We start from the raw sequence: 14,405 nt of genomic DNA, 5'->3' as shown, positions 1-14,405 counted from the left end.
CCTCAGCCCCGAGGCAGGCCCAGCACCCGCTCGGCGATGATCGTGCGGAGGATCTGCGTGGTGCCGCCCATGATCGTGTACGCCGGCGCGTAGGCCACGTTGCGAGCAACTCGTCGGGCCAGGGCGGCGCCCTCGGCCTCGGACCCCTCGAACGCAGTGGAGCCCGCGCCCAGGACGGTGGCGCAGAAGGCCGCGACCCGCTGCTCGTGCTCGGTGCAGAACGTCTTGGCGGCCGCCGAGAACTGGGCCGGCGCCTGGCCGAGCACCTCGCGCAGCACGAGCAGCCGGCCGAGGCGGTAGCCCGTCTCGATGGCGGCGATCTGCTGGCGCACGAGCGGGTCGCCCCGCCGGGCGTACGGGAGCACGTCGGCGTAGAGCCGCTGGTTGCTCATCAGCCGGTCGATGCCGCCGCGCTCGTGCTCCATCTGGCGCATGACCTGGCGGAAGCTGCCGTTCTCCTCGCCGATCAGCTGGTCGGCGGCCACGTCCACGCCCTCGAACCGCACCTCGCAGAAGTGGCCGTCTCCGGTGGCGTCGACGATCGGGCGGACCTCGATCCCCGGCGCGTGCATGTCGACCACGAACTCCGACAGGCCGGCGTGGGGCTTGGCCGTGGGGTCGGTGCGGGCGATCAGGTAGCACCAGCGGGCGTGGGCGGCGCCGCTCGTCCAGACCTTGGCCCCGTCGATGCGCCAGCCCCCTCGCCCATCCGTGCGCCGCTCGGCGCGAGTGCGCAGCGACGCCACGTCGCTGCCCGCGTCGGGCTCGCTCATGCCGATGCACCACACGTCGGTGCCGCTGAGGATCCCGGGCAGCCACCGGGCCTGCTGCTCGGGCGTGCCGTACTGCAGGAGCGTCGGACCGATCTGGCGGTCGGCGAAGTAGCAGGCGGCGAGCGGCGCACCCTCGCCGATGAGCGCTTCGAACACGATGAAGCGCTCGATCGGGTCGCGGCCCCCACCGCCCACGCTCGTCGGCCACGTCATGCCCAGCCAGCCGCGCTCCGCCAGCTCGAGCGCGAAGCCGGGGTCGTGGCCCATCAGCCACCCGTCCTCGCGGATGGCCCGCCGGTCGGCGCCGGCCGATCCCACTGCTCGGGCCTCGGCGGCCAGGGCGGTCAGGCTGGGGGAGAGGTCGAAGTCCACGCCGGGCGGACCCTACCGGTGGCCGTCGGTAGGGTGCGCCGATGCGAGCCATCGTCCTGACCGAGTACGGCGAGCCCGAGGTGCTGACCCTCGCCGACATCCCTGCGCCCGAGCTGGGCCCCGAGGACGTGCTGGTCGACATCGTGGCCACCGCCCTCAACCGGGCCGACCTGCTCCAGCGCCGCGGGTTCTACCCCGAGCCCGGCCCCAAGCGCCCCCACGAGGTGCCCGGGATGGAGCTCTCGGGCCGGGTGGCGGCGGTCGGCTCCCTCTCGACCCGCTGGTCGGTGGGCGACGAGGTCATGGCCATCGTGGGCGGTGGGGCGTACGCCGAGCAGATCGCCGTGCACGAGCGCCAGCTGATGGCCGTGCCCGGATCGGTGGCCGTCGCCGACGCCGCCGCCCTCCCCGAGGTCGGCATCACGGCCCACGACGCCCTGGTGGTGCAGGGCGGCCTCCGCTCCGGGGGCTGGGCGCTCGTGCACGCGGGCGCGTCCGGCGTGGGGACGATGGCCGTGCAGATCGCCAAGGCCATCGGCGCCCGGGTGGTGGCCACCACCTCCACCGGCAAGGTCGATGCCGTCCGGGCGCTCGGCGCCGATCTGGTGGTCGACTACAAGACCGACGACTTCGTCGAGGGCGTGCAGGCCGCCACGGGAGGCCGGGGCGTCGATGCCGTGCTCGACGTGATCGGCGGCGACTACCTGATGCGCAACATCGCATCGATCCGCGTCGGCGGCCGCATCGTGCAGGTGGGCGTCATGGGCGGCGGGGCCACCGAGATCAACCTGGGGATGCTGCTCCCCAAGCGGGCCCACCTGATGGGCACCGTCCTGCGCGCCCGCCCGCTCGAGGAGAAGGTCGCTGCGTCCCAGCGCTTCGTCGCCGAGATCGTCCCGGCCATCGAGGCCGGAGCCGTCCGCCCGGTGATCGACCGCCGCTTCGCCCTGGCCGACATCGCCGACGCCCACCGCTACCTCGAGACCAACGCCAGCATCGGCAAGGTCCTCATCGACATCTGATCTGCCGGAGCCGGCCGACCGTCAGAACTCGGCGCCGGCTCGCAGCCGGGCGTCGGCGGCGTCGTCGACCGAGCGCTTCTTGATGGCGGGGATGCGCATGAGCACCAGCCCGGCGATCGCCCCCACCACCATGCCGGCGGCGTGGGCCTCCCAGGCGACGTTCTCGTCGGCCGTGAAGAACTGGGTCACGAAGAACAGCAGCAGCACCACGGCCGCCGGCACGTAGACCACCTGGAACGCGGCCGTGGCGATGACGGTGAGGATGCGGGCGCGCGGTGCCAGCACGAGGTACGCCCCCATGACCACGGCGATGGCCCCGGACGCGCCGATGAGCGGCCCGGCCGAGTGCGGGTTGGTGGCCACGTACCCGAGCGTGGCGATGATGCCGCCCAAGAGGTAGAGCCCCAAGAAGTTGGACCGTCCCAACCGGTCTTCGACGGCGCTGCCGAAGACCCACAGGAACAGCATGTTCCCGGCCAGGTGGTCGATGCTGCCGTGCAGGAACATGCACGTGAGCAGGGCCAGCGCCACGGACTTGCCCGCCGGCGGGTACTGGGTGCGATCGCCCTTGCACCCGGGAGGCGAGTCGATGAGGGCCTTGCCGCTGCGGAGCTCGCAGGGGATGGCGCCCCACCGGTTGGTGAACTCGTCGCGCTCCTGGGCCCGCCAGTACTGGCTCTGCCCGGCCGATCCCTCGGGGGCGCCCCACTGGAAGCCGGACGGCTGGATGAAGAGGAACACCACCACGTTGATGGCGATGAGCGCCATCGTGAGCCACGGCACGCGCCGGGACCGTTCGTCGTCGCGGAGGGGGAGCGCCATCTCAGCCCGCCCGGCCCAGGCGCATCCGCATGGCCTTCTGGCGCTGCGCCTCGGGGCGCAGCGCGGGATCGGACACGACCACCGTGCCGCCCGCGAAGTCGTGGAGGCCCCGCCCGTTGCTCCCCGTGCCCATCATCAGCATCGACACGAAGAGGATCGGCCAGAGCAGCGGCACGTAGACGAGCAGCCCCAGCACCAGGGCCCGCAGGAACGACCGGAACGGCCGCGGCGGCAGCCCGGTGCGGCGGTCGCGGATGACCAGCCCGGCCAGCTGGTGGCCGGGCGTGAGGCCGGTGCGGCTCACCAGCCAGGTCTCGTGGATCACGAACACCACGATCCACGCCGCCGAGCTCAACAAGATGATGCTGGTGGTGGCGAACGGGAGGCTGACGGTGAGGGCCAGGAGCCCGATGGCGGCGGCGAGCAGCCTGGAGTCGGTCAGCCGCCGCAGCCGGGCGCGGTAGCGGACGTCGAGGTCTCCCACCCGGCCGTACGGGCTGATGCGCGGCGGGTGGGCCCCGTCGGCGAACCCGGCCAGGTCTCGGGTGGCGACCGGGGGCGCGAACTGGTCCGGGATCACCATCGACGCCGCCACCCGGTCGGGGAAGCCCCGGCCGAGCGAGTCGCCCAGCGTGCTGATGGCCCACAGCGTCCACCCGATGACCGGGATCACCGTGAGCACGCCGCACATCGCCCCGCGCCGCAGCGAGGCGGCCGGGGAGGGCCGGCCCACGCCGTCGAGCTCGACCACGCGCACCTTCACCAGCCGCTTGGCCGGCGTGGCCCCCAGCCACATCGTGGTGAGCGTCTCGTAGGCGGTGATGGCCAGGAACGCCAGGAACAGGTCGGTCCAGATCTTGTGCGAGTCGCCGAGGACGATCCACGTGTTGACCACGAGGACCGCCTCGGCGGTGGCATCGAGCGTCCGGGCCGCCAGCCGGAGGCCCTTGTTGGCCACCGGTCCGACGGGCGGGGGAGGTGGCTGCCAGACGTAGCCCCAGGGCTGCCCGTACGGCGGCGGGTGGTACTGGGTCAGCGGGCGTCCATGGCGACGTAGTCGCGGCTGGCGCTGCCGGTGTACAGCTGGCGGGGCCGAGCGATCTTCTGGTCCTGCTCGAGCAGTTCCTTCCAGTGCGCCAGCCAGCCCGAGGTGCGGGGGATGGCGAACAGCACGGTGAACATCTCGATCGGGAAGCCCATGGCCTGGTAGATCAGCCCCGAGTAGAAGTCGACGTTGGGGTAGAGCTTGCGGCTGATGAAGTAGTCATCGGCCAGCGCCACCTCTTCGAGCTTGAGGGCGATGTCGAGCAAGGGGTTCTTGCCGGTGACCTCGAACACGTCGTAGGCGATCTTCTTGATGATCGTGGCCCGGGGGTCGAAGTTCTTGTACACCCGGTGGCCGAAGCCCTGGAGGCGGCCCTTGCCCTCCTTCACCGCGGTGACGTAGGCGGGCACGTTGTCGACGTGGCCGATCTCGTTGAGCATCTTGATCACGGCCTCGTTGGCGCCGCCGTGACGGGGGCCGTAGAGCGCCGCCGCCGCGGCTGCGGTGGCCGAGTACGGGTCGGTGTGCGACGAGCCCGCCACCCGCATGGCGGTGGTGCCGCAGTTCTGCTCGTGGTCGGCGTGGAGGATGAACAGCACGTCGAGCGCCTTGGCGAGCACCGGGTCGGCTTGGTACTCGGGCTCGGCGATCTTCCACATCATCGAGAGGAAGTTGTCGCTGAACTCGAGGCGGTTGTCGGGGTAGACGAACGGCATGCCGACGCTGAAGCGGTGGGCGCCGGCGGCGAGCGTGGGCATCTTGGCGATGAGGCGCACGATCTGCTTGTCGCGGACATCGGGGTCCTGGATGTCCTTGGACTCCGGGTAGAACGTCGACAGGGCGGCCACGGCCGACACGAGCATGCCCATCGGGTGGGCGTCGTGGTGGAAGCCCTCCATGAACCGCTTGCGGACGTTCTCGTGGATGAACGTGTGGTACGTGATCTCGTGCTTCCACGCCGCGTACTGCTCGGCGTCGGGGAGCTCGCCGTAGATCAGGAGGTACGCGACCTCCAGGTACGTCGAGTGCTCGGCGAGCTGCTCGATGGGGTAGCCGCGGTACCGCAGGATGCCTGCTTCGCCGTCGAGCTCGGTGATGGCGGACTCCGTGGCCGCCGTCTGGGTGAAGCCCGGATCGGCGAACCAGATGTTGCCGAGGAGCTTCTTCCAGGCTCCTGCGTCGACACCGCCGTTCACGATCGGGATCTCGATGGACTCACCGGTGCGGTTGTCCGTAAGGGTCACACTCTCTGCCACGCGCTTCTCTTCCTGCCTCTGAGGTTCCAGTCTGCGTTGGCCGGGTCGTCTCCGGTGAACCACCGGCCGTGCTTCCAAGGCCGATGGTACCGGCCCACCAGGGGTAGGGGTACCAGTGGCGTCAGGAGGTTCGTCCGGGCCGCAGGTGGAGGAGCGGGCGCGTGGGCACCTCGCTGGCGATGACCGACCGCACGACGTCGATCGTCGACCGGGTGGGGGCCGAGAGGCGGCCCCGCCGCGGGGTGGCGAGACCGACGCCGCGCGGCGTGGTCCCCTCGAGCGCCACGGTGCTCCAGGTGCCATCGGACCACTCGACGATGGCGCTGGCCGGCAGGATCGCGGCTCCAAACCCCTGGTAGGCCAACGATGCGAGGAGGCGCATGCCGTCGACCTCGGCCTGGGCCGTGAGGGTGACCCCGGCGCGCTCGGCGTCGGCGTCGAGATCGTCGCGGAAGCCGGTGCCGGGCGGCTCGAGCAGCAGCGGCACGCCTGCGAGGTCCGACAGCGTGATCGACGGCCGTCCCGACAGCGGGTGGTCGTCGGTGAGCAGCAGGACGTGCTCCTCCTCGAACAGCAGCTCGGTGTCGACGTCCGGATCGACGGCCGGGAGGTTGACGATGGCGAGGTCGAGGGAGCCGGCCGCCAGCTGGGGGATGAGCGAGGTGGTGGTGGCATCGACCACGACGAGGCGGACCTTCGGGTGGCTCGCCGCCAGCTCGCTGAGGAGCATCGGGATCAGCCACCGGCCGGTGGTGCCGATCACGCCGAGGCGCACCTGACCCGAGATCTCCCCGAGCGACGAGGCCACGTCGGCGGAGAGGGCCTCGAGCTCCGCCTGGACGCGCCGGGCCCGCACGACCACCAGCTCGCCCGCCTCGGTGAGCTGCCCGGTGCCCCGGTCGACCAGTGGCGTGCCCAGCTCGCGCTCCAGGTTGGCGATGTGCGTGGAGACGTTCGACTGCACCGTGTGCAGGGCGCGGGCGGCGGCCGAGAAGCTGCGGTGGTCGGCTACGGCGGTGAGCGCGGAGAGCTGCCGGAAGTCCATCGCTCCTCATGATGGCATATATCACGAACAACTGTTGGACAGATTGCTTGCAACTGTTCAACAATGTGCATACTCAAGACCGCCGAGGTGCACGGGTCCCCCTCCCGAACCTCGAGCGACGGGTCGTGCGGTTCCCCTGCCGCACAGACCGATAGACCGACCGGCCGCCCCTGGCCGGTCGGTCTCATTTTTCCACGAGCAAGGTTCGGGTCGATCGGTCTGAGCGACAGGGACGCTCGGCTGCGCCTCGCGATGGAATCCGCCCTGTTCCTCCCAGCGACGTACAGACCGATGGACCGACCGGCCGCCCCTGGCCGGTCGGTCTCATTTTTCCACGAGCAAGGTCGATCGGTCGGTCTCAATCTTCTGCGGCTTGCAGCAAGGTCGCCCGATGGGAACGTCCAGTGCGGGCGTCGCATCAGGCGTAGCCTCGGGTTCGTGGAGCAGCGTGCGGTCTGGGACGACCTCGTGGGCGATGCCTGGGTTCGGAACGCGGCCGTGCTCGACGCCCACGGCCTGCCGTTCGGGCTCGCGGCCATGGATCGGCTCGGTCCCGTCGACGGTCAGCGCGTGCTCGACGTCGGCTGCGGTACCGGGGGGACCACCCGGGAGCTGGCGCGGCGGGGAGCCGATGCGGTGGGCGTCGACCTGTCCGAGCGCATGATCGCCCACGCTCGCGCCGAGGCTGCCGGTCGGGCCGGGGTCGAGCACCGGGTCGGCACCGTCGCGGCCCTGGACCCCGACGAGCCGTTCGATGCCCTCTTCTCGCGGTTCGGGGTGATGTTCTTCGACGATGCGGTGGCCGGGTTCGCCCACCTTCGCTCGCTCACCCGTCCCGGCGGGTCCCTGGCCTTCGCCGCGTGGGACGGCCCGTTCGAGAACCCGTGGATGAGCACGCCCGTGCTGGCCACGATCCCGCTCCTCGGACCGCCGGCCCTGCCGGGGCCCGAGGAGCCTGGTCCGTTCTCGCTCGCCCCGCCGGAGCGGGCCCGTGAGGTGCTCGAAGCTGCGGGGTGGAGCGACATCGACGTCGATGTCTTGACGATCGATCAGCCCTACGAGGCAGCCTCGGTCGAAGCGGCCGCGACGACCCTGACCGAGGACAACCCCGTGATCGCGGCCGGCCTGGCCGCACACCCCGACCTCCGAGCCGAGGTGCACGCGGCGGTGGTCGACGCCTTGAGGCCGAACGTGCGCGACGGCACCCTGGTGTTCCAGGCCAGCGCGATGATCGCGTCGGCGCACGCCTGAGGCGGCGCTGCTGCTCTCGGTGCCTAGGGGGCGACGGAGCCGTAGTCGGCGAAGCCGCTGGGGTCGTGGCGGCCGAAGGTGCCGTGCTCGAAGAGGCCCCAGCCCTCGGCGTCGCCGATGCGGGCCTTGGCCACGTGGTCGAGCAGCCCGAAGGGGAGCATGCCGGCGACGGCCGGATCGTTGACGAGGTCCTTGTCGACCCCGTCGACCCAGTCGCGGCCCTTCCACATGCCGTGCGTCCAGCCGGTGACGTCGCCGCCGTAGCCGGTGCCGGCGTTGAGCGCGACGAACCCGAGCGACTCCACCTCCAGCACGAGCGGCGTGCCGTCCTGCTCGGTCAGGTGGATGGTGGCGCCGGTGGGCATGCGCGTGCCCGACCGGTAGTGGATCTCGGCCCGCGGCCAGCCGAGCTGCTCCGGACGGCGGTTGGCAGAGGCGGGCCAGACGCGGGTGGCGTCGTTGAGGACGCGGTAGCCGTCGGGGTCCTCCTGGATGATCACCACGATCGTGAAGTCGTCGAAGCGCAGCGGCACGTACAGCCACCAGAAGCCCTCGATCGGCTCGTCGCCGGCGCGGGCCGGGGGTTCGGGCTCGCCGGTCGGGCGGATGCCCCAGGAGCGGTCGCGGCTTCCCAGCCAGACGTCGGGGTCGACGGTGTGGGTGGTGCCGTCGACCCGCAGCTCACCCTCCCAGGAGCCCATCTGGGCGAAGCGCTGGGCGTCGAGCGCCACCTTGCCCGCGGGGCCGGAGCGCCACACGTGGGGCACCTCGTCCACGGCAGGGTGCGAGCCCTGCCAGGTGAGGTCGAAGCCGACGCCGTGGTCGTCGCCGTCGCACACGAACCGCACCCGCTCCAGCGGGTCGATCACCTCGATGCGGAACGGGCCCACCGACGGGGCCAGGCGGTCGTGACCGTCGAGGGCGTCGGAGGCGCGGACGCTGATCTGCCGGTCGCCCACCCGGACCGTGCAGTACGCGTCGATCACGCCGAGGTTCGGGTAGATGCCGAGGCCGGTGACCAGGAACGGCTCGCCGGTCCGGCCGTGGGCGTTGAAGTAGCACCGGTCGTAGGCGTTGCGGTCCGACGAGGCCATGTGGGCCATGGAGAGCGGGGCCTGGTGGATCGGGAACTCGTCGAGGGGGTGGGGCACGGGAACCTCCGGCTAGCTGGGAGGCGCACCCTGGCCCGGATCTGACGGGTCGTCAACTACGTCGGGGGCACCCCTCGGCGGACCGGTCGTAGTCTCCCTCCATGCAGCCCGCCGCGTTTTTCGACCTGGATCGCACGCTGCTGACGGGAGCCAGCGGCCCCACGTTCAGCACGATGCTCAAGCGGGTTGGCCTGCTGCCGGACCGGAGCATCCCGGGCGAAGGGCTGGTCTTCAAGTTCTTCGACGTCGTCGGCGAGACGATCCCGTCGATGATGGCCACCCGCCAGATGGCCCGGGCTGCATCGGGGTGGGAGCGCACCCGGGTGCAGGAGGCCGGGCGCCTCGCGGCCGCGCAGCTCATCGACGAGGTGCCGGGCTTCGCCAAGAGCCTCATCGAGCACCACCACGACGAGGGCCGCAAGGTCATCATGGCCACCACCTCGCCCTACGACCTGGTGAAGCCTCTGGCGGACGCGCTGGGCCTCGACGATGTGATCGCCACCCGATACGGCGTGGCCGACGGGCACTACGACGGGTCCATCGACGGGTTGTTCGTGTGGGGGCCGGGCAAGCTGGCCGCGGTCCGCCTGTGGGCGCAGGCCAACGGCGTCGATGTCGGGTCCAGCTACGCCTACTCCGACTCCGTGTACGACGTCCCGCTCCTGTCGGCGGTGGAGCACCCCACGGCGGTGAACCCCGACCCTCGCCTGCGGGTGGTGGCGGTGATCAAGCGGTGGCCCAGCCAGTACTTCGACGTGCCGGCGGGCGTGCCGAAGCTGGTGGGGGTCGAGCCCCAGCGGGCGATCCAGTTCCTGGCCCGGCCCCAGCTGTTCCCGTGGGTGCGCTTCGACGTCGACGGCGTCGACCACATCCCGTCCGAGGGGCCCGTGATCATCGTGGGCAACCACCGCTCGTACTTCGACCCGCTGGCGATCGGCTGGGCCATGGCCCAGGCCGGCCGCCCCGTCCGGTTCCTGGGCAAGAAGGAGGTCTTCGACGCCCCGGTGGTGGGCCAGATGGTGACCGCCCTGGGCGGCATCCGGGTCGAGCGGGGATCGGGCTCCGACGAACCGCTCAAGGCCGCCGCCGAGGCGCTGTCGGCCGGCGAGGCGGTGGCGATCATGCCGCAGGGCACCATCCCGAGAGGCCGGGCGTTCTTCGATCCGGACCTCAAGGGCCGCTGGGGCGCAGCCAAGCTGGCGGCGCTGAGCGGAGCACCCATCGTGCCGATCGGCATCTGGGGCACCGAGAAGGTGTGGCCGCGCAACGCCCGCACCCCCGACGTCCTGGCGGTGGGCCACCCGCCCACGGTGCGCCTGCGGGTGGGTCCTCCCGTCGACCTGGCCTACGACGACCCCGACGTCGACACCACGGCGATCATGGAGGCGCTCGTCGCGCTCCTCCCTGAGGAGGCCCGCATCCACCGGGAGCCGACGCCCGAGGAGCTGGCGAAGTCGCTGCCATCGAGCTACAAGGGCGATCCCGACGCCGAGCTCGATCGCCGTCCCGGGTCCGACTGAGGTTCAGTCGCCGCCGAGGTCGATGCCGCAGGACGAGTACAGGTCCTGGATGGCGCTCATGTCCTGGAGCGCGGTCATGTCGTCGCCGAACTGCTTGACGAACGCGTCGGCGAGGCACTCGCTCTTCTTCTGATCGAAGCCCATCTGGTTGAACGCGTTGAGCAGCGCGTTGTGGACGGCCTTCGAGTCGATGCCGCCACCCGGGTTCAGGGCGCTGAGGTCGCTGGCCTTGACATCGCACTGGTTCATGGCGTCCATGACCTTGGACATGTCGAGCTTGCTGGGATCGAACCCGCCGCCGCCCCGCGAGAACTGGTCGACGAGCTTGCCGGCGAGGCAGTCGGCCTGCTTCTTCTCCAGGCCCAGGCCCTCGTAGTACTTCGACATGGCGTCGAGGGCGGCCTGCTGCCCGCCGGAGCGGGCGACGGTGGTGGAGGTGCTGGTGGTGGTCGCGCTGAAGGCATCGCCCCCGCTCGTCCCGCACGAGGTGAGGATCGCAGCGAGGGCCACGACGGCAGCGATGAGCAGGGCGCGAGGGGCACGGGTCATGCCCGGAACGCTACCCCTCGTCGCCGGCCGGCTCCGGGGCGGGCCCGTCTGCTTCGTCGCCGGGCGCGGGTGCATCGGCGTCGGCGACCGCTTCGGCGTCGGCATCAGCTTGGGCGTCGGCGTCTCCGGCCGGAGCCTGCTCGGCGTCGGTGGCGTCGGTGGCGTCGGTGGCGTCGGTGGCGTCGGTGGCGTCGGGCACCTCGGGGGCCGGAGGCGCCCATGCGGGAGCCGCACCGGTCTCGGCCGCCACCACGGCGGCGAGCGCAGCCTTGTACGCGGCGTCGGCAGCGTTGCGCTGCTCGGCCGGCACGCCCTCTCGGCCCCGGAGCCGCTTCACCTCGGCGGCGGCGTCCTCCTTGGCCTTGATCAGCTGCGCGTGCTCGTCGGCCTGGCGCCGCTCGTCTCGCGCTGCCTTCTTGGCATCGCGCGCCTTCTGCTCCTCGGAGCGCACGAACGAGGCGAACAGCTCGAGGTCGGCGGCCGCGTCGCTGCTGCTGGTGTGCTTGGCCATCAGTTGGTCCCCATCTTCTGGCGGATGATGTTGAGGGCGCCGCCGGCCTTGAACCACTCGATCTGCTCGTCGTTCATGGTGTGCAGCGCCTCGAAGGCGACCTTGGTGCCGTCGGGCTTCACGATCTCGGCGTAGACCGGCGTGCCGGGGGCCAGGTCGGCCAGGCCGAGGAACGACAGCTTGTCGTCCTGTTCGATCTGGTCGTACACGGACGGGTCGGCGAAGGTCAGCGGCAGGACGCCCTGCTTCTTGAGGTTGGTCTCGTGGATGCGGGCGAAGCTGCGCACGAGGATGACCTTGGCGCCGCGGAACCGGGGCTCCATGGCGGCGTGCTCGCGGGAGCTGCCCTCGCCGTAGTTCTCGTCGCCCACGGCCACCCAGCTGACGCCCGCCTCGTGGAGGTGCTTGGCGATCTCGGGGTAGCGCTTGGTCTCACCGTCGAGCGGGTCCTTGCCGAAGCCGTCGGCCTCGGTGAATGCGTTGATCACGCCGAGGAAGAGGTTGCCCGAGATGTTCTCGAGGTGGCCGCGGTACTTGAGCCACGGGCCGGCCATCGAGATGTGGTCGGTGGTGCACTTGCCCAGCGCCTTGAGCAGGAGGGGCAGCTCGATGTAGTCCTGGCCGTCCCACGGCTCGAAGGCGGTGAGCAGCTGGAGGCGGTCGGAGGTGGGGGACACCTTGACCTCGATGCCCGACCGGTCGGCGGGCGGGGCGGTGAAGGTGTCCTCGCCCGGATCGAAGCCGGCCTCGGGGAGCGTGATGCCCACCGGCTCGTCGAGCTTCACCTGCTCGCCGCTCTCGGTGGTCAGCGAGTCGGTGACGGGGTTGAAGTCGAGCCGACCGGCCAGGGCCATGGCGATGACCGTGTCGGGCGAGGTGACGAAGCTCAGCGTGTTGGCCGAGCCGTCGTTGCGCTTCGGGAAGTTGCGGTTGTACGAGTTGACGATGGTGTTGACCGTGCTCGGGTCCATGTCGGGCCGGCTCCACTGGCCGATGCAGGGGCCGCAGGCGTTGGCGAGCACCTCGCCGCCGATGGCCTCGAGGTCGGCCAGCAGGCCGTCGCGCTCGATGGTGGCCCGCACCTGCTCGGAGCCGGGGGTGATGAGCAGCTTGGTCTTGGCCTTGAGCCCCTTCGCCGACGCCTGCCGGGCGATCGAGGCGGCCCGGGTGATGTCCTCGTAGGAGGAGTTGGTGCAGCTGCCGATGAGCGTGGCGCTGATCTCGAGCGGCCAGTCCTTGTCGATGGCCGTCTGGCCGATCTCGCTCACCTTGTGGGCGTAGTCGGGGGAGTGGGGGCCGTTGATCAGCGGGGCCAGCGTGTCGAGGTCGATCTCGATGACCTGGTCGTAGTAGCTGTGCGGATCGGCGTAGACCTCGGGGTCGGGCCGCAGGTCGGCGGCGACGGCCTTGGCGGCATCGGCGATCTCGGCGCGGCGCGTGGCCCGGAGGTAGGCGTCGTGGCTGTCGTCGTAGGCGAACACCGAGGTGGTGGCCCCGATCTCAGCGCCCATGTTGCAGATCGTGGCCTTGCCGGTGGCCGAGATGCTCTCGGCACCGGGCCCGAAGTACTCGACGATGGCGCCGGTGCCGCCCTTGACGGTGAGGATGCGGGCCACCTCGAGGATGACGTCCTTGGGGGAGCTCCAGCCGGTGAGCTTGCCGGTGAGGTGGACGCCGATGACCTTGGGGAAGCGCACGTTGAACGGGAAGCCGGTCATGACGTCGACGGCGTCGGCGCCGCCCACACCGATCGCCACCATGCCGAGGCCGCCGGCGTTGGGGGTGTGGCTGTCGGTGCCGATCATCATCCCGCCGGGGAAGGCGTACTGCTCGAGCACCACCTGGTGGATGATGCCGGAGCCGGGTCCCCAGAAGCCGATGTCGTACTTGGCCGAGACGCTCTCGAGGAAGTCGTAGACCTCCTTGTTGGTGTCGATGGCGACACCGAGGTCGATCGAGGCTCCCACCTTGGCCTGGATGAGGTGGTCGCAGTGCACGGTGGTGGGCGCGGCCACCTCGGGGAGGCCGGCGGTCATGAACTGCAGCAGGGCCATCTGCGCGGTGGCGTCCTGCATGGCGATGCGGTCGGGGTCGAAGTCGGTGTAGCTGATCCCTCGTTCGAGGCCGCCCGTCTCGGCGTCGCGCAGGTGGTTGACCAGGATCTTCTCGGTCAGGGTGAGCGGCTTGCCCAACCGCTGGCGTCCGGTGGCGACCCGGTCGGGGAGCTTGGCGTACACCGCGTTGACGAGTTCGATGGGGGTGGTTGCGCTCACGGCCATGGGGGTCACCTCGGGTTCCGGTTCTGGCGATGCTGCTTGCGTCGCCGATCAAAGCATACAACTATGAGACAAGTGCGCACGATCCGGTACCGAGACATCGCCGCCGACCTTCGCCGTCGGGTCGAGGAGGGCGAGTTCGCGGCCGGGCGCGTGCTGCCGTCGGAGTCGGAGCTGTCGGCAACCTACAGCGCCTCCCGCGTGACCATCCGCAAGGCGCTCGAGGACCTCCGCACCGAGGGCCTCGTCGACTCCCGCCAGGGCTTCGGGTGGTTCGTCGCGGGCAGCACGGTCCGCCAGCCCCTGGCCCACCTGGCCACCATCGAAGCCCAGCTCGAAGCCGAGGGCCGGGTGTCCGAGCGCCGCATCGTCGAGTTCGCCTTCGTCCGCCCGCCGGCCCGGGTCCGCTCGATCCTGGGGGTCGACAAGGCGCTCAAGGTCAGCCGGGTCAACCTGGCCGACGGCGAGCCGTTCGCCCGGGTCACGGTGTGGTGCCCCGAGGAGCTGGGCGCCGAGCTCAGCCGGGCCCAGGTCCGCGACCACTCGTTCTACGACCTGCTCCCCGTCCGCTTCGGCGGCGCCACCCAGACCATCGGCGCCGACGCCGCCGGGCCGGTCGACGCCGAGGCGCTCCAGATCCCGGCGGGCTCGCCGGTCCTGGTGTGCGAGCGCGTCACCGCCGACCTGGCCGGCCGGCCGGTCCTCATCGGGGAGTACGTCTTCCCCGCCCACCGCACCGAGTTCACGGTCGACCTCGCCCACCCCGAGGCCTCGATCGCGCCCGGCGGTCTGCGGTTGGTCGAGTAGCCCGC

13 protein-coding genes are annotated in these 14,405 nt (G+C 71.0%); 4 read left to right on the top strand and 9 right to left on the bottom strand.

Annotation, left to right across the window (positions count from 1 at the left end; translation table 11 throughout):
- Nucleotides 1-2: 2 nt before the first annotated feature.
- Complete coding sequence (locus ACPPVX_RS01210) at nucleotides 3-1,145, bottom strand: acyl-CoA dehydrogenase family protein (RefSeq protein ID WP_426573057.1); 1,143 nt, start codon at nucleotides 1,143-1,145, stop codon at nucleotides 3-5.
- A gap of 41 nt (nucleotides 1,146-1,186) precedes the next feature.
- Here ACPPVX_RS01210 and ACPPVX_RS01205 point away from each other — a divergent pair, with 41 nt between their 5' ends.
- Nucleotides 1,187-2,167 (top strand): NAD(P)H-quinone oxidoreductase, encoded by a 981-nt coding sequence (locus ACPPVX_RS01205; protein ID WP_426573056.1) that lies wholly within the window; start codon nucleotides 1,187-1,189, stop codon nucleotides 2,165-2,167.
- A gap of 21 nt (nucleotides 2,168-2,188) precedes the next feature.
- On the opposite strand, the gene ACPPVX_RS01200 is transcribed toward ACPPVX_RS01205, so the two are convergent.
- The 4 genes from ACPPVX_RS01200 to ACPPVX_RS01185 all read right to left on the bottom strand — a co-directional run bounded on the left by ACPPVX_RS01200 (nucleotide 2,189) and on the right by ACPPVX_RS01185 (nucleotide 6,335).
- Complete coding sequence (locus tag ACPPVX_RS01200) at nucleotides 2,189-2,989, bottom strand: rhomboid family intramembrane serine protease (RefSeq protein ID WP_426573055.1); 801 nt, start codon at nucleotides 2,987-2,989, stop codon at nucleotides 2,189-2,191.
- A gap of 1 nt (nucleotide 2,990) precedes the next feature.
- Nucleotides 2,991-3,947 (bottom strand): RDD family protein, encoded by a 957-nt coding sequence (locus ACPPVX_RS01195; protein ID WP_426573054.1) that lies wholly within the window; start codon nucleotides 3,945-3,947, stop codon nucleotides 2,991-2,993.
- 74 nt (nucleotides 3,948-4,021) lie between these two features.
- On the bottom strand, nucleotides 4,022-5,278 hold the full coding sequence (locus ACPPVX_RS01190; protein ID WP_426573053.1) for a citrate synthase: 1,257 nt from the start codon (nucleotides 5,276-5,278) through the stop codon (nucleotides 4,022-4,024).
- Between the two features lie 133 nt (nucleotides 5,279-5,411).
- The gene (locus tag ACPPVX_RS01185) at nucleotides 5,412-6,335 is read right to left on the bottom strand and encodes a LysR family transcriptional regulator (protein ID WP_426573052.1); all 924 of its coding nucleotides are present in this window, start codon (nucleotides 6,333-6,335) and stop codon (nucleotides 5,412-5,414) included.
- 438 nt (nucleotides 6,336-6,773) lie between these two features.
- Here ACPPVX_RS01185 and ACPPVX_RS01180 point away from each other — a divergent pair, with 438 nt between their 5' ends.
- Nucleotides 6,774-7,586: a methyltransferase domain-containing protein gene (locus ACPPVX_RS01180; RefSeq protein WP_426573051.1), complete on the top strand. Its 813-nt coding sequence runs from the start codon at nucleotides 6,774-6,776 to the stop codon at nucleotides 7,584-7,586.
- A 23-nt stretch (nucleotides 7,587-7,609) separates the two neighbouring features.
- Here ACPPVX_RS01180 and ACPPVX_RS01175 read toward each other — a convergent pair whose 3' ends face one another.
- Nucleotides 7,610-8,689: a hypothetical protein gene (locus tag ACPPVX_RS01175; RefSeq protein ID WP_426574971.1), complete on the bottom strand. Its 1,080-nt coding sequence runs from the start codon at nucleotides 8,687-8,689 to the stop codon at nucleotides 7,610-7,612.
- Nucleotides 8,690-8,838: 149 nt separating this feature from the next.
- On the opposite strand from ACPPVX_RS01175, the gene ACPPVX_RS01170 reads away from it, so the two are divergent.
- Entirely contained in the window at nucleotides 8,839-10,257 is a 1,419-nt protein-coding gene (locus ACPPVX_RS01170) for an HAD-IB family hydrolase (protein WP_426573050.1), read from the top strand.
- Between the two features lie 3 nt (nucleotides 10,258-10,260).
- On the opposite strand, the gene ACPPVX_RS01165 is transcribed toward ACPPVX_RS01170, so the two are convergent.
- Genes ACPPVX_RS01165 through ACPPVX_RS01155 form a run of 3 tightly spaced genes read right to left on the bottom strand, consistent with a single transcriptional unit; the run spans nucleotide 10,261 to nucleotide 13,596 of the window.
- Nucleotides 10,261-10,806 (bottom strand): hypothetical protein, encoded by a 546-nt coding sequence (locus ACPPVX_RS01165; protein WP_426573049.1) that lies wholly within the window; start codon nucleotides 10,804-10,806, stop codon nucleotides 10,261-10,263.
- A 10-nt stretch (nucleotides 10,807-10,816) separates the two neighbouring features.
- Nucleotides 10,817-11,317 carry a hypothetical protein gene (locus tag ACPPVX_RS01160; RefSeq protein ID WP_426573048.1) on the bottom strand — a complete coding sequence of 167 codons (501 nt, stop codon included), beginning with the start codon at nucleotides 11,315-11,317 and terminating at the stop codon, nucleotides 10,817-10,819.
- A complete protein-coding gene (locus tag ACPPVX_RS01155) occupies nucleotides 11,317-13,596 on the bottom strand; it encodes an aconitate hydratase (protein WP_426573047.1) in 2,280 nt (759 codons plus the stop codon). The genes ACPPVX_RS01160 and ACPPVX_RS01155 overlap by 1 nt, the downstream gene beginning before the upstream one ends.
- Nucleotides 13,597-13,659: 63 nt before the next feature.
- On the opposite strand from ACPPVX_RS01155, the gene ACPPVX_RS01150 reads away from it, so the two are divergent.
- Nucleotides 13,660-14,400: a GntR family transcriptional regulator gene (locus ACPPVX_RS01150; RefSeq protein WP_426573046.1), complete on the top strand. Its 741-nt coding sequence runs from the start codon at nucleotides 13,660-13,662 to the stop codon at nucleotides 14,398-14,400.
- Nucleotides 14,401-14,405: the final 5 nt, after the last annotated feature.

The sequence above is a fragment of the Aquihabitans sp. McL0605 genome (assembly GCF_049993875.1).
Lineage (GTDB): Bacteria > Actinomycetota > Acidimicrobiia > Acidimicrobiales > Iamiaceae > Aquihabitans.
Note: the sequence above shows the minus strand (reverse complement) of the source record. Positions and strands in the feature narration are given on the sequence as shown.